Source organism: Hansschlegelia beijingensis (genome assembly GCF_014196425.1).
GTDB lineage: Bacteria > Pseudomonadota > Alphaproteobacteria > Rhizobiales > Methylopilaceae > Methylopila > Methylopila beijingensis.
The window spans coordinates 441494-459090 of the sequence record NZ_JACIDR010000001.1 but is presented as its reverse complement, the minus strand read 5'-3'; the positions used below and the strand labels follow the sequence as shown (position 1 = coordinate 459090).

Genomic DNA, 17597 nt, shown 5'->3' with positions numbered 1-17597 from the left:
CGATTCCTTCCAGGGCGCTTTAGGTCGCCTTCGCGCCTCCAATCAAGGCAAGGCGCATTCATGGGCGCCATTCGCTGGCCGCCGCTTGACGCTGCTCCAACTTTGGTGACGCTAAGAAGCGACAGGACGTCTGGGCTCGTCGCCAGACGCCGCTCCGGAAGGATGTCTGACAATGAAGAAGCTGATCATCGGCTCGATCGCCCTGCTCCTGGCCGGAGCAGCGCCCGCCGCGGCGGACGTCATGGAGCAGGTCAAGCAGCGCGGCACGCTCGTGGTCGGGGTCAAGGCGGACTACAAGCCGTTCGGCTTCCGCGATCCCTCGGGAACGGTGGTCGGGATCGAGCCCGACCTCGCAGCAGACATCGCCAAGCGGCTCGGCGTGAAGCTGGAGCTCGTGCCGGTGGTCGCCTCGAACCGGATCGAGTTCCTGAACCAGGGCAAGATCGACCTGCTGATCGCGACGATGTCGGACAAGCCCGAGCGACGCCGAAGCGTGCTGGCGGTCGACCCGCAGTACTATTCCGACTCGGTCAACGTCCTGATGAACAAGAAGGCGAAATACACCAACTGGGAAGACCTGAAGGGCAAGACGCTCTGCGCCACCTCGGGATCATTCTACAACAAGGATGTCGCGGAGAAGTACGGCGTCCAGATCAAGGCTTTCGACGGTTCGGACAAGCCGCTGTTCGCCCTGAAGCAGGGTGAGTGCATCGGTTACTTGTATGACCAGACCTTCGTCCAGGGGAAGCTGCTCGACGACGAATGGAAGTCCGGCTACCACATGCCGCTTCCGGGCATCCTGGAGACCCCGTGGATCATGGCGGTCAAGAACGGCGAGGACGGCTTCCAGAAGTTCCTCAGCGAGACCACCATCGACTGGTTCAAGAACGGTACGGTGGTCGAGGAAGAGCAGAAATGGGGCATCCAGCCCACCGACTACTCGCTGCGCATGCGCGACAAGCACAAGGGCTGAGCTCGGGCGGCGCGCCGGCCTGACCCGGCGCGCCTGTGGCCGGCCACGGCCGGCCCGAAGCTTCTCCTTGGCGGGCGCGAGGACCGATGGACCTATTGGCGGAGTGGGCGCGAAGCCTCTACGAGACGACCGGGATCAATCTAAGCTACATCTATGATCCCTGGGACCGGGCGCGGTTCCTGTCCGGCCTTTGGATGACGATCTATCTCAGCGTCGTCGGCGTCATTTTCAGCCTCATCATCGGCGCGGTCGGCGCCTGGGCGCAGAGTTCCCCGCTGGCGCCGGTGCGCTGGCTGGTGAACGCCTTCGTCACCTTCTTCCGCAACACGCCGCCGCTCGTCCAGATCCTGTTCTTCTACTTCGGCCTCAGCCCGTTGCTGCCGCGCGTCGAGGACCCCGACGGCATGATGCAGCCGCTGCTGAGTTCGGTGCAGTGGGCGATCATCGCGCTGTCGCTGTTCGCAGGCGCCTTCAACATCGAGATCTTCCGCTCGGGCATCGAGGCGGTGCCGAATTCGACCAAGGAGGCCGGTGAGGCGCTCGGCTATACGCGGCTTGGCGTCTATCGCCACATCGTCCTGCCGCTCGCGCTCAGGGTCTGCCTGCCGGCGCTGAACAACAATCTCGTCAACCTGCTCAAGGTGACGTCGCTCGCCTATGCGATCGCGGTTCCGGAGTTGCTCTATGTCTGCAAGCAGATCTGGACGGACCGCCAGAACGTGCCGGAGATGATGATCACCCTGCTCGTCGTCTACGTTCTGCTGGTCGGCGTCCTGGTCTGGGGGATGCACCGGTGGGAGCGCGCGCTGGCGATCCCGGGCTACGGACAGGGAGGCGTCCGATGACCCCGGAGCGCGATCCTCCGTTCCGCCCCATGGCGGTGCTGCTCCCGTTGCGGCCCCGCGAGCCGGAGCCGCTGCCGCGCGTCACGACGCGGCACGGCCTCCTGTTCGTGACCGCGGTGCTGCTCATCGCGACGGTCGCCCACGCGCAGGCCCCGGACGCTCCGGCCGCGGCGCCCGCGGCCGAAGCGCTGACACAGGCGCCGGCGACCGCGTTGACCGTGATCATCAAGTGGCTGCCCCTCCTGATGAAGGGCTTCCTCTTCAACATCCTGATCTCCGTGCTGGCCATGGCGCTCGGCACGGTCGCGGGGCTGATGCTCGGTCTGGCGCAGATCAGCCAGCATCGCTGGCTCCGGCAGTTCGCCTGGGTCACCACGCAGTTCTTCCGGAACGCGCCGTGGCTCGTGCTGCTGTTCTTCGCGATGTTCATGATCCCGTACCAGTTCACCGTGTTCGGCTACGTCATCCCGTTCCCGGACTGGGTGAAGGCGATCATCGGCTTCGGCCTGCCCGTCATGGCGAACGTCGCGGAACTGCTGCGCGGCGCGATCCGCTCGATCCCGAACGGCCAGTGGGAGGCCGCCGAATCCCTCGCCTTCTCGCGCAACAAGACGCTGTGGCTGATCATCCTGCCCCAATGCGTGAAGCGCATGCTGCCGCCCTGGATGAACCTGTACTCGCTGATCACGATGGCGACCGTGATGGCGAACCTCGTCGGCGTGTCCGAGATGTTGACGCTGACCGCGGAGGTTCACGCCGCCGAGGGCGGCCGGCCGGAGCTGCTGGCGCCCCTCTACGGTTTCGCGATGCTGTGCTTCTTCATCTACTGCTGGCCGATCGACCGGGCCACGCAGTATCTCGAGCGCCGCTTCCACGTGAAGACCTGACCGCACGGCAAGGAGACCGGTCTTGAAAGCTCCCATCGGCGCACCCGCCGCCGCCCCCTGGACCCCGGATCAGCCGATCGTCAGCATCCGGTCCGTGCGGAAGTCGTTCGGCGCGCTCGAGGTGCTGAAGGACGTCTCGTTCGACGTCCGGAAGGGCGAGGTGGTCTGCATCATCGGCCCGTCGGGATCAGGCAAATCCACCCTGATCCGTTGCATCAACGCGCTGGTGCCGATCGACCAGGGCTCCATCCTGGTCGAGAACCAGGAGGTCAACGATCCCGCTCTCGACAAGCTGATGCTGCGCCGCAAGGTCGGCATGGTGTTCCAGCAGTACAACCTGTTCCCGCACAAGACCGCCCTGCAGAACGTCATGATGGCGCCGATCCAGGTGCTGAAGCAGAACAAGGCGGAGGTGGAGGAGCGGGCCCGCAGCCTCCTGGCCAAGGTCCGGCTGACGGGCAAGGAGAACAGCTATCCGGGCGAGCTCTCAGGCGGTCAGCAGCAGCGCGTGGCGATCGCCCGGTCGCTTGCGATGCGGCCCGACATAATGCTGTTCGACGAGGTGACGGCGGCGCTCGATCCGGAGACCGTCAAGGAGGTGCTCGTCACGATCCGGGAGCTCGCGGAAGAGGGCATGACCTGCATCCTCGTCACCCACGAGATGAAGTTCGCCCGCGAGATCGCCGACCACATCTACTTCACCGACCGCGGCGTGATCGTCGAGCATGGGCCGCCCGAGGAGTTCTTCGCCAATGCGAAGGATGAACGCACGCGCGCCTTCCTCGGACAGATCCTCTGAGCTGAGCGAGCGCCCAGCCCTCCCGCCCCCTGTCGCCGTCCTGGCCGGGCGGCCGCGGGCATGACGGAGCATCTGAAACGTCTCGCCTCGGTCCCGCTCGCGGCGTTCCTGCTGATCTACGAGGCGGGCGAGGCGCTGTTCCGGCGGCTTGTCCTGCCGGCGATCGCCGTGCTCGCGCGCGCGCCCTTCTTCGTGCGCCTCGGCAGGGCGATCGCGGCGCTGCCGCCCTACGTCATCCTCGTCCTGCTGCTGGCGCCGTTCGCGGTGATCGAGCCGTTCAAGTACATCGGGCTCTATTGGCTCGCGGAAGGCCGCCTGCTTCTCGGCGCCGTCACCACGATCGCCGCACATCTCGCCAGCATCCTGATCTGCGAGCGGATCTTTCATGTCGGCCGACCGAAGCTGCTGACCATCGGCTGGTTCGCGCGCGGCTTCTTCTTCCTCACCGGCCTGCGGGATGCGGCGCTCGCGTGGATCCGCGCGACGCGCGTGTGGCGGGAGGGCGCCGCGCTGCTGAGACGTTTGCGGGCGAGCCTGCGGCGGCTTCTCAGGGCGTGAGCTGCGCGAACTCCACCACGTCCACCGCGTCTCCAAGAGCGGAGCGGGCGATGTCGACGACCGCGCGGTGATGCGTGAACAGGATCGGCTGAACCTTGCGGCCGGTGGCGGCGAGCGCCCGGACGCCGTGGGCCGTGCGGGCGTCGTCAAAGCTCGCGAACAGATCGTCCCCGATGAACGGGGCCGGTTCGGCGCGCTCGGCGTAATCCTCGAGATAGGCCAGACGCAGCGCCAGGTAGAACTGGTCCCGCGTGCCCTCGCTCAAGCCGGAAACCGGGCAGGTCTCGCCCGAGGGCCGCAGCGCCACGAGCCTCTGGGCGTCGTCCTCGAACCGTTCGGCGACGCCGGCGAAGGCGCCGCCGGTGAGCTCCCGGAACAGCGCCGAGGCGCGCTCCAGCGTCGGGTTCCGCTCCGCGAGCCGCGCACGCTCCATCGCGGCGCCGAGCATCAGAGAGGCGATCCGCAACACCGCCCATTCACGCGCAGTGGCCGCGAGCGCGGCCCCGGCGGCTCTCTGCTGGGCCGCCGCGGCCTCCGCCGCGGCCCCGCCGAGCGCCTCGCGCCGTTCGCGCTCCGCCGCCAGCTCCGCATAGACCTGCCGGTCCTCGGCCTCGAGCCGCGCCTCTTCGGCCTTCGCCGCCTCGATGATCGCGGGCGCCGCGTCGGGGTCGAAGCCGTCGAGTTCGGCTCTCAGGATCTCCTCCTCGGCGCGCTCGCCGACGAGCGCCAGTTGCGCCCGACGTTCGGCCAAGGTCCTCATGAGTCCCTCGCGGGTCTCCGCTCTGGCGAGAAGCGCGCGCAGATCCGTGTCCTCGGGCAGGCCGGCCGCCGCCGCCGCCACCGCAGCGCGGGCGTCCGCGGCCTTCACGCGCGCCTCGGCGTCGGCGCGACGCGCCTCGTCTCGCCGGCGGGACGCTTCGGCGTGGCGCGCATGCGCCTCGCGGGCGGCCGTCAGCCGCTCGTGCAGCCTGCGGGCGGCCGCATCGGCCGCGAGGTCCGCCAGGTCCGTCGCGATCGATGACACCAGGGCCAAGACGCGCGCGGAGAACGCATCGGCGTCTCGCTTGATGCCGCGGATGCGCCGAAGCCTGTTGTCGCGCTCGTCGATCAGCGCTGGCGCCTCATCCCAGGCCGCGAGCGCGGCCGCCGCGGCCGCGAGCGAGGAGTCTGGCGCGAGGCCGACCGACCTGAGAGCGGCCCCCCACCGCTCCCGACGGGACGTCGCCTCCGCCTCGGCGGCGCGCTCCTGCGCCGCCAGATGGGCGATGCGGCGCTCGAGCTCGGTGATCGCCGCGGCTCTCTCCGCCGCCTCGTGCCAGCGGCTGGAGAGCGTCGCGAGGCGCGCGCTGAGCCGGGCCGCGAGAGCGCGCGGGTTCCGGTCGCCGCAGTCGTCCAGCCCCGCCTGCTCGCAGATCGACGACAGCTCAGGCAGCAAGGCGGCCGCCGCCTCGTCCAGCACCGCGATCTCGGCGAGACGCCGCAGGTTCTGGTCGCGTCGGGCGAGCAGGGCGGCGAGGTCCTTTCGCCATGCCTCCATCTCCGCCGGCGACTCCGGGGCTACGCCGCACGCGCGCCACGCCTTGCGCCAGGCGCCTTCGGTCGCCTCCATGGCCGCGGCCAACTCGGCAAGGCGCGCCTCGCCGCTTTCGACAGCGCGCGCGAGGTCCGCGCGTCGCCTGGCGAGCTCCGCCGCGCGCGCGGCCCGGGCGGCGTCCTCCGCCGCGCGGTCGGAAAGGCGATCAGCCTCCGCTGTCTTCCGCTCGAACGAAGCCACATTGGGGAGCAGGCTCCCGGCGTCCAGGGGCGCGAGGCCGAGCACATGCTCGCGGATCGGCTCCCAGGCCGCTTGCCGCGCCTCCCGCGCCTCGCGGATCGCGTCAGGGGACGCGATCGGGCCGTCCGACGCGAGCGCCCGGAGTTCGGAGTCGACCAGCTCCATCTCGGCCCGCGCCGCTTCGGCGCGTTCGCGCATGCGACCTTCCGCCTGAGCGCGCTTTTCGATCTCGTCCCGGAAGCGCGCGATCGTCTCCGCGGTCGGCAGCGGCCGGACCGCGAGCGCGTCGAGATCGTCCACCGCCGGCGAAAGCCGCGCGGCCGCGTCACGCAGGGCCCGCGCCTCCCCGGCCGCCTCGGCTGCGCGTTCGTCGCGCCGATCAAGCGCCCTCAGGCGCCCTTCGAGCGCGTCGAAGGCCTCGCGCAGCGGGCGCGGATCGACAGCCTCGCCGCCTGCGCCCTGCTCCCTCAACGCCTGCAGCCGCTCGCGCTCGGACTGGATCGCGGCCGTCCGGTCGGCGACCGCGCGGGCGAACTCACGTCCTTCTTCGATCAGCGCCCTCAGATCGGCGCGCGCGGCGTCGGTCGGTCGCGCGCTTCCGATCTCGGCGACGCCGAGACGGGCCGCCAGTCGCAGCAGCGCCGCGTCCCGTTCGTCCGCTTCGCGCTGCACGCGCGGCAGGTCGTTCTGCAGCGTGCGGTACGCCCCGGAATCCCGGAACACCGCCTCGATCTCCTCCGCGGCGGCGATCAGGCGCGGGTCGAGGGCGATCTCGGCGGCGTCCGCCTCCGCCCGCTTCAGCGCCTCCGCGGCGCGCGCCGCCTGCGCCTCCGCGCCGTCGGCGGCGTCGAGCGCGCGCCTCAGGGCGTCCGCCGCCCCGGGGGCAAGCTCCGGCGCCGCGCCCGCCTCGTCGAGCGCCCGGCGCGCTTCGTCCACCGCGGCGGCCGCGCGATGGGCGCGGCCCAGCCGCTCGACGCGCGCTCGATCGGTTCTCAGCGCCTTGAGCTTCGCATCGAGGTCGGCGTGGCGCGCCTCGAGCGCCTCGATGCTCTCGTTGATCCGCTTCCACGCGGACGCCCCGAGCTCATGCGTCGCGACATCCCGGCGCGACGCCTCGTAACGCCGGAACTCTTCGTTGAACCGCCGGGTGGAGGCCTGCGGACGGAAGAGCGCATCGGCCTCCGCCTCCAGCGCCTTGCGCTGATCCTCGACGCCACGCAGTCCGGACGCCGCCGCGAACAGGCTCGCGCCGCTCTCGCCGTCCGCCGAGAGCAGATCCTCGGCGCCCTCCCGCAGCGCTGCGGCGCTCAGGCCGAAGGCCCGCTCGAACACGTCGCGCGTCAGCGAGCCGAGATGGCCCGCGAGCAGATCGTCGCGCAGCGGCGCGTCGTCGGGGCCGACGAGCGTCGCCTTGTTTCCCTTGCGACGGCGAAAGCTGAGCTCCCGGCCGCTGGCGTCGCAGATCGTCGCCCCGAGGCGAAGGTCGCTCGTCGGGTAGCGGAACGCGAAATCCGTCCGCTGCCCGAACCCGAACAGCAGATCGGACACGGCGGCCAGCGCCGAGGTCTTGCCGGCCTCGTTGGGTCCGTAGACCACATGCAGCGCGGCTTCCGGCCGGAAGACGAGCGAGCGGCCCTCGAAGGCGCCGTACTTCTCCAGATCGAGCCGTCGAAGCCGCACGCGTCAGCGCCCGAGGCGGCCGAGGACGAGCTCGCGCGCCTCGTTCACAAGTTCAGGAAGCTCGTCGGCCAAGGCCGCCTCATCCACGAAGACGCCGCCGGGGAGCTTGGCGGCGATGACGCCGACCGTCTCGGCGGCGCGCTCGAGCAGTTCAGGCTCCGCGTCCAGGCCCTCGAGCAAGGCCGCCAGGTCGAGCGATTTCAACTCGGGCGCGGCCCCGTCGCCGCGGTGAAGCGGCGCCGTCTCGAGCTTCGCCTTCTCGATCCAGACATTGGGAGACACCCGATGCGCGGCCGCCTGAACCTCATCCGCAAGGCGGCGCGGGTCCCGGGCGAAGCCGCCGTGCAGCCGCGTCTCCCCCACAAGCGTGATCCGGAGCGCGACCGGCCGCCCGTCCGCCTCGGCGACGACCGGCCGGATGGCGCTCTCGACAGCCGCGAGCGCCGCTTGCTCACTCTCCGCGCCGGAAAGATCCACGGTCGCAGCCGCCCAACGCGCGCGGTCGGTCAGGAGGCGCTCGACGCCCGTGACGCGGCTATCCGCGACGTCGACCAGGACGGCGCCCTTGGGACCGCACTCCCGCACGCTGCGGCCCTGGAGGTTGCCGGGAAACACGACCCAGGGCTCCCGGGAGAGCACCGCGTGCTCGTGAACATGGCCGAGCGCCCAGTAGTCATAGCCCTTGCGGCAGAGCTCATCGAGCGTGCACGGCGCGTAGCGCGCATGGGCCGAGCTCTCGCAGCAGGTGTGCAGCACGCCAATATTGAACCAGCCGGGGACCGGGGCCGGGTAGGAGGAGGACAGATTGTCGAGCGCGGAGCGCGCCGCGAAGCTCTGACCGTGCAGCGCCACACGCAGGCTCTCGAGCCGGAACGTCTCGGGCTTTCTGGAGCCGAACTCGCGCACGCTCGGGGGAAGCGAAATGCTCTTGGTGACGACGCTGTCCGCGTCATGGTTGCCCTTGAGCAGGAAGACCGGCACTCCGGCGCGGTCGAGCTTCGCGAGCTGGCGGTTGAAGAACAGGCCGATGGACGCGTCCTTCCACTCGCCGTCGTAGATGTCGCCGGCGAACACCGCAAAGGCGATGCGCGCCTCGATGGCCCGATCGACAAGGTCGGCGAAGGCGTCGCGGCTGGCCGCCGCGAACAGGGCCGCGACCTCGGCGTCCGCCCGGGCGAGGCCCGCAAGCGGGCTGCCGAGGTGCAGATCGGCCGCATGGAGAAAGCGAAACGAGCTCATGGAGACTCCGGTCTCGTCAGCTCGCGACCATGGCGGGTGACGCCGCGATTCGCCAACCCCGCGACGTCAGGCTCAAGGCGACCGCCGGATCGCATAGCGGTCCGCGTCCACCGCCGAGGCGGGCTCGGGACGGGGCGCGCCGATCACGTCGGTCAGCTCCGAGAGGAACAGCGCGTAGTTCGCGCGCTCCTGCCCGCCTTCGCGTCCCTGCCAACGCTGGATGAAAGCCTCGACGGCCCCGTCCGTCATGCGCCGTCCCCCGCGCCTGTGCCGACCCAGAGTAGGCGCCGAGGATCCTTTTGCAATTCCTCGTTGCTATTCTGGCCTTCACAACTCACGCGCGCGGTTGACGCGGGAGGCTCAATGCGGCCTGAGGGGGCAGGCCGTATTCCGCTCCCGAGGCGCTCATGATCAATCGGACAGACGCCGCGCCGGAGGGCTGGACGCTCTTCGAAGACGAAGGGTTCATCGACCTGGTGGGGCCGCTCTACGAGCGCAGCGATCCGGGCTCGCCCCGCGCCTTCGGCTTTCGCGCCGGGCAGAAGCACTCGAACCTTGTCGGCGTCGTGCAGGGGGGCATGCTGATGACGCTCGCCGACCGCGCGCTCGGCGTGGCGGCATGGGACGCGGCCGGCGGCCGGCCCTGCGTCACCGTTCAGTTCGACATGCAGTTCCTGACCGCCGCCCCGCTCGGCTCCTTCGTCTTCGTGGAGCCCGAGGTGCTGCGGCTGACCTCCTCTATCGTGTTCCTGCGTGGGACGCTGCGGGTCGGCCGCCGCAACATCGCCTCCGCGGCGGGGCTCTGGAAGATCCTGAAGCCGCGCGCGACGAGCCGTTCGGACGAAGCCGCCGCAGGGAGCTAGCCGCTCTCCCGCATTTCTATTGTTTGCGTAGGGCGTTCAGCTTATGTCCTCGCGCTCAGGACGGCAGAATGCTCACCAAGAAAGCCAAATACGGTCTCAAGGCGATGGTCGACCTCGCGCGGCTGGAGGCGGGGCGCTCCAGCTTCGTCGCGGACGTGGCCGAGCGAAACGGCATTCCGAAGAAGTTCCTCGACGCCATTCTCGGGGAACTGCGTAACGCCGGCCTGCTTACGAGCAAGAAGGGCAAGGCCGGCGGCTACATGCTGTCCAAGCCGCCCCAGCAGATCACGGTGGGCTCCATCGTCCGCGCGCTCGACGGGCCGCTCGCGCCGATCGCCTGCGCCAGCCGCAGCGCCTATGTGCCTTGCGACGACTGCCGCGACGTGAAGACCTGCCAGGTGCGCCTGCTGATGATCGAGGTCCGCAACTCGATCTCCGATGTGCTCGACAAGCAGAGCCTCGCGGAGCTCAGGGACATCGGCGACACCGACATGAATTCGTTCGTGTACGAGATCTAGGATGGCGCTCCTGTCGCGCTGAGCCAGAACGGGAGCTTCGGTGGATCCGGGGACGTCGAGGAACTCGACCCTGGGGCAGCTGCAAAGGCTGCTTCTGGACGCTCGCATGGAAGGCGCCGCCCCGATTGGGCCCACGGCGCAGGCCTTTGAGCGGGAGCGCGGCCAATTCGTTCACTCCTCCCAGGACGGCCCAGATCGGTTGCACTTCGTCACGGAAGGACTGGTGGCGATCCTCGCCCAGGCGCCCGACGGAATCGCGGAGGCCGGTCTGGTCGGGCCCGCCGGGCTCGTCGAGTATCAGGCTGTGCTGGGGACGAGCGCGACGCGCACGGTCGCGGTCGCCCTCACGTCGGTTCGTGGCGTGCAGGTCCCCCGGTCCGCCGTTCTCCAGGCCCTTCAGCGCTCCGCGGTCCTGCGGCGTGAACTCTTCGACTACGCCGCGCGGCGGATCGCCGAGACCGAGCAGCTCTGCGTTTGCGCGGCGCGTCACTCGATCGAGCGGCGCCTTGCGCGCTGGCTGCTGCAGGCGTCGCAGCTGCTCGGGCACAAGCCGGTCGAGATCACGCACCAGCAGTTCGCCTCGCTGTTCGGCGTCCGGCGCGCCAGCGTCACGACGAGCCTTCATCTGCTGGAGGGCGAGATGGCGATCCGCTGCTGGCGAGGCCGGATAGAGATCCGCGATCCGGCGAGGCTCGAGGCGCTGTCCTGCGGATGCGAGGCCCCGCGAGCGCCGACGGGCTGACGGCGACGGCGCGACGACCGCCGGCGCGTCACCCGACTTCTTCGAGAGCCTCGTCGACCGAGAGCCCGCGCGACTGAAGGCGCCACATCTTTGCGAAGGCGCCATGAGAGCCGAGGAGCTCCTCGATCGAGCCGTCTTCGAGCACGCGTCCCTTGCTGAGCACGACGATGCGGTCGAAATCCGACAGCGTCGACAGACGGTGGGCGACGGCGATAACGGTGCGGCCGCGCGTCAGCCGGTCGAGCGCGCGCTGCACCTCGATCTCCGCCTCGGTGTCGAGCGCCGAGGTCGCCTCATCGAGCACCACGATCTGCGCGTTCTTCAGGATCGCGCGTGCGATGCCGATGCGCTGCCGCTGCCCGCCCGAAAGCTTGGCGCCCCGTTCGCCCACCAGGGTGTCGTACCCCTCGGGGAGGTCGAGGATGAAGTCGCACTGCGCCGCCGCGGCTGCCTCATAGACCTCCTCGTCGGTCGCCTCAGGACGGCCGAAGCGGATGTTCTCCATCACGGTCCGGTGGAACAGCGAGATTTCCTGCGGCACCACCGCGATCGCGTAGCGCAGGGACTCCTGCGTCAGCTCCGAGGTCGCCTGGCCGTCGATCAGCACCCGTCCCTGCTGCACGTCGTGCAGCCTCTGGACGAGGTGGATCAGGGTGGACTTGCCCGCTCCCGAGGCGCCGACCACGCCCACCTTCTGGCCGGCCGGTATCTCGAGCGAGAAGTCGTGCAGCACGGGCTTGCCGCCGCCATAGCCGAAGCTGACGTTCTCGAACTTTATGGCGCCGCCCTTGCGCCGGAAGGGCCGCGCGTTCGGGGCGTCGATGACCTCGTGCGGCTTTCCGATCACCCTGAGCGTTTCGCCGATGTAGCTGAGGTGCTGCTCCATATCGACGAGGGCCATCGCGAGGTCGCGGGACCCGTGAAGGATCCGGAAGACCAGCGTGCTGACCACCACCACGTCGCCGCCGGTGACGCTTCCGCGCGTCCAGAGCGTCACGGCCCAGATCAGCATCGAACCGGCCATCACCCAGAGCAGCGCGTCGTGCAGGATCCGCGCCTTCTCGGTGAACATCCAGCTCCTTCGCTGCGCCCGCGCCTCGACGTCGAACGTCGCGCGCAGCCGCGCCCGCTCCCGCGCATTCGCGGCGAAAGCCTTGACCGCCCAGATGTTCGAGATGACGTCGATCAGCTCGCCGCCGACCGTCCCGGCCTGCTCCGCGTAGCGCCGGTGCAGAGGCCTGCCCTTCACGCTGAAGGCGATCAGCCCGAGGGTTATGCCGACGACAGCCACGGTGAGCGCCACCGCCATGCCGACATTGATCGTGAAGAAGATGAGGAGCGCGCCGAAGAAGCTGACGATCGGCGGCATCACGTTCCAGGTCAGCTTGTTCACGAACTGACCGAAATCACCGGCGGTCGAGGTGATCCGGTGCCCAAGGCCGCCGGCGCGTTCCTCCTGGAAGAACCGCATGGGGTGTCCGGCGACGTAGTCGAGCAGATCGAGCCTGATATCGACCCCGACGCCGACCGTCGTCCGGCAGCCGAGCCATCCGCTCACACGCCACAGAATGCTTTCGATCGCCGTCAGGCCGATGAAGAAGGCGAGCGCGAACCACACCGCCTCATTGCCGCGCGCCGGTTTCTCCATCGCGTCGACGAGAAGCTTCATCCCGTACTGGGAGGCGATCATGCAGCACGAGGCCACGGTGACGACCGTCATCAGGCCGATGAAGTGACCGGGCCAGCGCTTGCAGTAGCGCCAGAGGAACGCCTTCGGGCTGCGCAGCGCGGAGGCGAGCGGCGCGTCTTCCTCGCGGCGCTCCGGCGCGTAGGCGAGCTCCGCCGCGCTCACGAGGCGACGCGCCGCAGAAGCGGAGGGGAAGCGCTCTCGGCCGCGGCCGCAAACCGCGCCTGCTGACGTTCCAGCTCCTCGGCGAGCGGCTGATAGACGGCGCGTCGACCGCTCTCGTCCGGCGATCCGAGGAGGCCGACTTCGCAGGCGCGGTCGTTCTCCCAGCCTGGATAGTCGAGGATGGGATAAAGGCACACGGCCTCGACCGGAACGCCGGACTGGCGCGCCGCCTGCACCTCGCCGGACACATAGTTGAGCCAGGCCGGCCGCGCCGAGCGTTCCGCTCCGGTCTCCGAGACGATCACCGGGCGGCCGTAGCGCTCGTGCGTCTCCGCGAGCATCTCGCTGAACGGCTTGTAGTCGTGGTGGCCCATCGGGATCGCCCCGCCGCCGTGCACCCACTGATTGTCCGGATAGAAGTTGAGGCCGATGATATCGAGCTTGTCCGGGGATCCGCCGAGTTCCGGCGCGACGCGCCCGGCGAGCATGTCATGGGCCTCGAACTGCGAGAGCCGGTAGTTCTCCGCCGCTGCCTGATCAGCCTGCCGGGCCGACGCAGGGACGACGTTGATCGCCGGCTCGGCGCAGATGAAACGCGCCCGCGGCTCGACCTCACGTATCGCGTCGGTCGCGGCGATCGCGGCGCGCACCAGCTGACGCTTGAGCTCGGCGCCCCGGCGACGCGCCATCGGGTTGAACAGCGCCATGTCGCCGCCGGCCCACGCCCAGTACGAGATCTCGTTCACGGGACAGAAATAGGGAACGTCGTCGCTCTCGTTGCGGAGGAAACGCGCGGCGGCCTTGGCGAACCTGGCGAAGCGCTCGGGGAAAGAGGCCGACCAGATGTCGAGCTTGTCCGGGTAGCCGTAGTGGCACAGGTCCCAGATCACCTGGACTCCGGCCTCCGCCGCGGCCTTGGCCATGGGAGCGACGCTCGACCAGTCGTAGAAGCCGGGCGACACCTCGATCCGGTGCCAGCGCATTCCGTCCCGGGCGGCGCGCATGCCATGCGCGGCGACCGCCGCGTAGTCGGCGCGCGCATGAAGGTCGTGCCGGGTCGACGCCAGCAGATCGAGCCTGCGGCCATCGCCTCTCTTCTGCGCGGCGCATTCAAAGCCCGCAAGAAAGAAGCTTCGCAGCCCCGCTGTGGGCGGCAACGCTGATCCGGTCAAAAGCCACTCCTGAAAGCCCGCGCGACGCGCCTTCCCCACGCCCGGTTTGGGAATAGTAAACCCGCCGTCGAGGCTTTTGTACGGCAGCGTACAAAATAGGGCCGCCGGGAACCGCCGGAGCCAGAGGTTGTTTCGCAAGGGACGAAGTGCGGGGCGCGGCGCGCGTCGCCATGTCGTCTGCCTCCGCCAGCCTCGGACTGTCGCCACATATCAGCGGGAGAGAATATGCGAACGACGGCCAACTACGCCGAAAGCGTGGGATCCGAAGAGCTTCTGACAATCGAGGACGCCACCGTCGTCTGCTTCTCTCATCTCAGATGGGACTTCGTCTATCAGCGGCCGCAACATCTGCTGAGCCGCCTCGCGCGCCGTCACGACGTGCTGTTCATCGAGGAGCCGGTGTTCGAGGACGTCGCCGAGCCGACGATGCGCCTCGGCGCGCGCGAAGGCCGCGTCCGGGTCGGCGTTCCGGTGCTGCCGCACGGGCTGAGCGAAAGCGGCAAGATCCTCGCCCAACGGCAACTGGTGGATCAGCAACTGGCGTCGCTGCCCCCCTCCCCACGCATCCTCTGGTACTACACGCCGATGGCGCTGCTGTTCAGCCGCCATCTCGACGCCGACGTCGTCGTCTTCGACAACATGGACCAGCTGTCCGCCTTCAAGGGCGCGCCGCCCGAGCTGGTCGCGCTCGAGGACGAGATGCTGGCCCGCGCGCACGTCGTGTTCACCGGCGGACACAGCCTTTACGAGGCGAAGAAGCACCGGCACGACAACATCCACGCCTTCCCGAGCAGCATCGACGTGGCCCATTTCGGGCGCGGACGAGCCCATGACCGTATGGAGCCGGAGGACCAGGCGGCGATCCCCGGCCCTCGCGTCGGCTTTTTCGGCGTGGTGGACGAGCGCATGGATCTCGACCTCGTGCGCGAGCTCGCGGACACGCGGCCGAATTGGTCGTTCGTAATGATCGGCCCGGTGGTCAAGATCGACCCGGCGGACCTTCCTCGCCGGTCGAACATCCACTGGCTCGGCGGGCGCGACTACAAGACCCTTCCCGAGTACATCGGCGGTTGGGACGTGGGCTTCATGCCGTTTGCGATGAACGAGTCGACCCAGTTCATCAGCCCGACCAAGACGCCCGAGTTTCTGGCGGCCGGCGTGCCGGTCGTCTCGACCCCTATCGTCGACGTCGTGCGTTCATACGGCGACGAGAAGCATGTCGTGATCGCTCAAGGCGCTGCGGCGTTCGTCGAAGCTGCCGAAGAGCTGATGGCGATGGAACGGACGGACTGGCTCCAGCGCGTCGACCAGAAGCTCGCGGAGTCCTCCTGGGATCAGACATTCGAGAGGATTTACGAACTCGTCGCGGCCGCCGGTCGGCGCAGCGGCGCGGACCACGAAGGGGCGCACCTGAGAAAGGATACCTTCCGTGTATGATTGGCTGATCGTCGGAGCCGGCTTCGCCGGCAGCGTGCTGGCCGAACGCATCGCCTCCCAGCGCGACCAGTCCGTGCTGATCATCGACCGCCGTCCGCACATCGCCGGCAACGCCTACGATCGGCACGACGACGCGGGCGTCCTGATGCATCAGTACGGTCCGCACATTTTCCACACCAATTCGGACGCCATCGTCGACTACCTGTCGCAGTTCACCGAGTGGCGGCCTTACGAGCATCGGGTGCTCGGACGGATCGACGACAAGCTGGTCCCTATTCCGATCAACCGGACGACGATCAACGCGCTCTACGGGCTGGACCTGCGGACGGACGAGGAGGCGGAAGCCTTCTTGGCTTCGCGCGCAGAGCCCGTCGAGGAGATCAGGACGTCGGAGGACGTGGTCGTCAGCAAGGTCGGGCGCGAGCTCTACGAGAAATTCTTCCGCGGCTACACGCGCAAGCAGTGGGGCCTTGATCCGTCGGAGCTCGACAAGTCGGTGACCGCGCGGGTGCCGACGCGGACCAATGAGGATGATCGCTACTTCACCGACACGCACCAGATCATGCCGAAGCATGGTTACACGCGCATGTTCGAGAAGATGCTGTCGCATCCGAACATCAAGATCATGCTGAACGCTGACTATCGCGAAATCCGCGATATCGTTCCGCACCGGCGGCTGATCTACACCGGCCCGATCGACGAGTTCTTCGACTTCCGTTACGGCAAGCTCCCTTACCGGTCGCTGCGCTTCGAGCACCGGACGCTGGAGCAGGAACAGTTCCAGGAGACCGGAACGGTCAACTACCCCATGAGCGAGGAATACACCCGGATCAGTGAGTACAAGCACCTGACCGGGCAGAAGCACCACGCCACGACCATCACCTATGAATATCCGTCCGCGAAGGGCGATCCGTACTACCCGATCCCGCGGCCTGAAAATCAGGCGCTCTACAAGAAGTATCAAGCTCTTGCCGCCGAGACCGACAACGTCCACTTCGTCGGGCGGCTGGCGACCTATCGCTATTACAACATGGATCAGGTGGTCGGTCAGGCTCTCGCGGAGTTCCGGCGGATCCAGGAGGCTGTTCCGCTCTGGACGGCCCCGGTCAACGGCAAGAGCCACCATACCGACGGCGAGTTGGTGATACCTGCCGGCCGCGCATTGAACTGAACGATCCGGCGAGAGTCACAACGACAGAACGGCGCCCCACGGGGCGCCGTTCGCGTTTTCGGTGTTCCGCGGCTGAGGGTCCGCCGGGAGACCTACTTCTCGAACGCGCCGGCGATCGTGAGGTCCACCTCATCGGAGACCACCGGGGCGAAGGCGCCGAGGCCGAAATCGCTGCGCTTCACCTTGCCCGTCGCCGAGAAGCCGATCGTCTCGGCCTTGTTCATCGGGTTGACGCCCACGCCGTGGAAGACGGCCTGCAGCGTCACGGGCTTGGTGACGCCGTGAAGCGTCAGGTCACCGACGATCGTCGCCTTATCGCCCGACGCCTCGATCGAGGTCGACCGGAAGGTCGCCGTCGGGTGCTTGGCGACGTCCAGGAACTCCGGCGTCGCGAGGTGCTTCGCGAACTTCTCGGAGGTGACGGCGAGCCCCGACATCGGGACCTCGACCTCGAGCTTCGCCTTGGCGGGCTCCTTCGGATCGATCGTGAGGCTGCCGGTGATCTGTCCGAACATGCCGGTCAGGGTCGAGAAGCCCATGTGATCGACGGACCAGACGACCTGGGTGTGGTTCGGGTCGGCCTTGTAGGCGCCGGCCTGGACCTTCGAGACGTCGGCCGCGCCGGGGACCTGCTGCGCCACAGCGGGCGCGGCGGCTGCGACGAGCGCGACAGCGAGGGCCGAAAGAAGCTGTTTCATGATCTGCGTTCCGGACCGTTACGGGGGAGGCGGTTTGTCGCCCATCCCGCGGCCGGCGTGAAGCCGCTCACGCTCAAACCCCGTTGAGCGGATTGACGGCGGCGCGCAGAACCGCCCCGCGCCTTCTTAGTCTGCGGGCGTAGTTCGTGCGGACGTGCTGGTTGACGTAGGTGGCGAGTCCCTCGCCCGCAGCCGCGAGCCGCGTCATGGCCGCGACGTGCTCCTGCCCCGGCGCGGTCGCGTCGTAGCGATAACCGCCGCCGTCCCTGAACCAGAGGTCAATGAAGCCGTCGCCCGCCGCATAGGCCACGACGCCGGAGGCGCCGCTGCGGTCGGCATAGGGGACGCGATCGGGACGGGAGAGACGCCCGACGGTCACACGTTGCACA

17 protein-coding genes are annotated in these 17597 nt (G+C 68.7%); 10 read left to right on the top strand and 7 right to left on the bottom strand.

Annotated features, from left to right (window positions below):
- The first annotated feature begins 172 nt into the window (after positions 1-172).
- The 5 genes from GGR24_RS02100 (at position 173) to GGR24_RS02080 (ending at position 4062) form a co-directional block, all read left to right on the top strand.
- The gene (locus GGR24_RS02100; RefSeq protein WP_183393632.1) at positions 173-973 is read left to right on the top strand and encodes a transporter substrate-binding domain-containing protein; all 801 of its coding nucleotides are present in this window, start codon (positions 173-175) and stop codon (positions 971-973) included.
- Between the two features lie 86 nt (positions 974-1059).
- On the top strand, positions 1060-1818 hold the full coding sequence (locus GGR24_RS02095) for an amino acid ABC transporter permease (protein ID WP_183393631.1): 759 nt from the start codon (positions 1060-1062) through the stop codon (positions 1816-1818).
- A complete protein-coding gene (locus GGR24_RS02090) occupies positions 1815-2705 on the top strand; it encodes an amino acid ABC transporter permease (protein WP_183393630.1) in 891 nt (296 codons plus the stop codon). The genes GGR24_RS02095 and GGR24_RS02090 overlap by 4 nt, the downstream gene beginning before the upstream one ends.
- Positions 2706-2727: 22 nt before the next feature.
- Positions 2728-3504 carry an amino acid ABC transporter ATP-binding protein gene (locus GGR24_RS02085; protein WP_210286005.1) on the top strand — a complete coding sequence of 259 codons (777 nt, stop codon included), beginning with the start codon at positions 2728-2730 and terminating at the stop codon, positions 3502-3504.
- Between the two features lie 60 nt (positions 3505-3564).
- Positions 3565-4062 carry a hypothetical protein gene (locus GGR24_RS02080; protein ID WP_183393629.1) on the top strand — a complete coding sequence of 166 codons (498 nt, stop codon included), beginning with the start codon at positions 3565-3567 and terminating at the stop codon, positions 4060-4062.
- Here GGR24_RS02080 and GGR24_RS02075 read toward each other — a convergent pair.
- From GGR24_RS02075 to GGR24_RS02065, 3 genes are all read right to left on the bottom strand, one after another.
- Positions 4052-7516, bottom strand: coding sequence for an AAA family ATPase (locus GGR24_RS02075; protein ID WP_183393628.1), 3465 nt, complete (start codon positions 7514-7516; stop codon positions 4052-4054). The genes GGR24_RS02080 and GGR24_RS02075 overlap by 11 nt on opposite strands.
- 3 nt (positions 7517-7519) lie before the next feature.
- Entirely contained in the window at positions 7520-8755 is a 1236-nt protein-coding gene (locus tag GGR24_RS02070; RefSeq protein ID WP_183393627.1) for a metallophosphoesterase family protein, read from the bottom strand.
- A 72-nt stretch (positions 8756-8827) separates the two neighbouring features.
- Complete coding sequence (locus GGR24_RS02065) at positions 8828-9004, bottom strand: hypothetical protein (protein ID WP_183393626.1); 177 nt, start codon at positions 9002-9004, stop codon at positions 8828-8830.
- Positions 9005-9162: 158 nt separating this feature from the next.
- Here GGR24_RS02065 and GGR24_RS02060 point away from each other — a divergent pair, with 158 nt between their 5' ends.
- The 3 genes from GGR24_RS02060 to GGR24_RS02050 all read left to right on the top strand — a co-directional run bounded on the left by GGR24_RS02060 (position 9163) and on the right by GGR24_RS02050 (position 10878).
- The gene (locus tag GGR24_RS02060; RefSeq protein WP_183393625.1) at positions 9163-9618 is read left to right on the top strand and encodes a PaaI family thioesterase; all 456 of its coding nucleotides are present in this window, start codon (positions 9163-9165) and stop codon (positions 9616-9618) included.
- A 68-nt stretch (positions 9619-9686) separates the two neighbouring features.
- Positions 9687-10136 (top strand): RrF2 family transcriptional regulator, encoded by a 450-nt coding sequence (locus GGR24_RS02055; protein ID WP_183393624.1) that lies wholly within the window; start codon positions 9687-9689, stop codon positions 10134-10136.
- A gap of 106 nt (positions 10137-10242) precedes the next feature.
- Positions 10243-10878, top strand: a complete 636-nt coding sequence (locus GGR24_RS02050) for a helix-turn-helix domain-containing protein (protein ID WP_183393623.1) — start codon at positions 10243-10245, stop codon at positions 10876-10878.
- Between the two features lie 28 nt (positions 10879-10906).
- Here GGR24_RS02050 and GGR24_RS02045 read toward each other — a convergent pair whose 3' ends face one another.
- Positions 10907-12730 (bottom strand): ABC transporter ATP-binding protein, encoded by a 1824-nt coding sequence (locus GGR24_RS02045; RefSeq protein WP_343066165.1) that lies wholly within the window; start codon positions 12728-12730, stop codon positions 10907-10909.
- Positions 12727-13887, bottom strand: coding sequence for a glycoside hydrolase family 1 protein (locus tag GGR24_RS02040; protein WP_183393622.1), 1161 nt, complete (start codon positions 13885-13887; stop codon positions 12727-12729). The genes GGR24_RS02045 and GGR24_RS02040 overlap by 4 nt, the downstream gene beginning before the upstream one ends.
- Before the next feature lie 240 nt (positions 13888-14127).
- On the opposite strand from GGR24_RS02040, the gene GGR24_RS02035 reads away from it, so the two are divergent.
- Together GGR24_RS02035 and glf are read left to right on the top strand one after the other, a co-directional pair.
- The gene (locus GGR24_RS02035) at positions 14128-15339 is read left to right on the top strand and encodes a glycosyltransferase (protein ID WP_183393621.1); all 1212 of its coding nucleotides are present in this window, start codon (positions 14128-14130) and stop codon (positions 15337-15339) included.
- On the top strand, positions 15332-16510 hold the full coding sequence (glf, locus tag GGR24_RS02030; protein ID WP_183393620.1) for a UDP-galactopyranose mutase: 1179 nt from the start codon (positions 15332-15334) through the stop codon (positions 16508-16510). The genes GGR24_RS02035 and glf overlap by 8 nt, the downstream gene beginning before the upstream one ends.
- A gap of 92 nt (positions 16511-16602) precedes the next feature.
- On the opposite strand, the gene GGR24_RS02025 is transcribed toward glf, so the two are convergent.
- Together GGR24_RS02025 and GGR24_RS02020 are read right to left on the bottom strand one after the other, a co-directional pair.
- Positions 16603-17208 carry a YceI family protein gene (locus tag GGR24_RS02025; RefSeq protein ID WP_183393619.1) on the bottom strand — a complete coding sequence of 202 codons (606 nt, stop codon included), beginning with the start codon at positions 17206-17208 and terminating at the stop codon, positions 16603-16605.
- A 73-nt stretch (positions 17209-17281) separates the two neighbouring features.
- On the bottom strand, positions 17282-17596 hold the full coding sequence (locus tag GGR24_RS02020; RefSeq protein ID WP_210286003.1) for a hypothetical protein: 315 nt from the start codon (positions 17594-17596) through the stop codon (positions 17282-17284).
- Between the last annotated feature and the right edge of the window lies 1 nt (position 17597).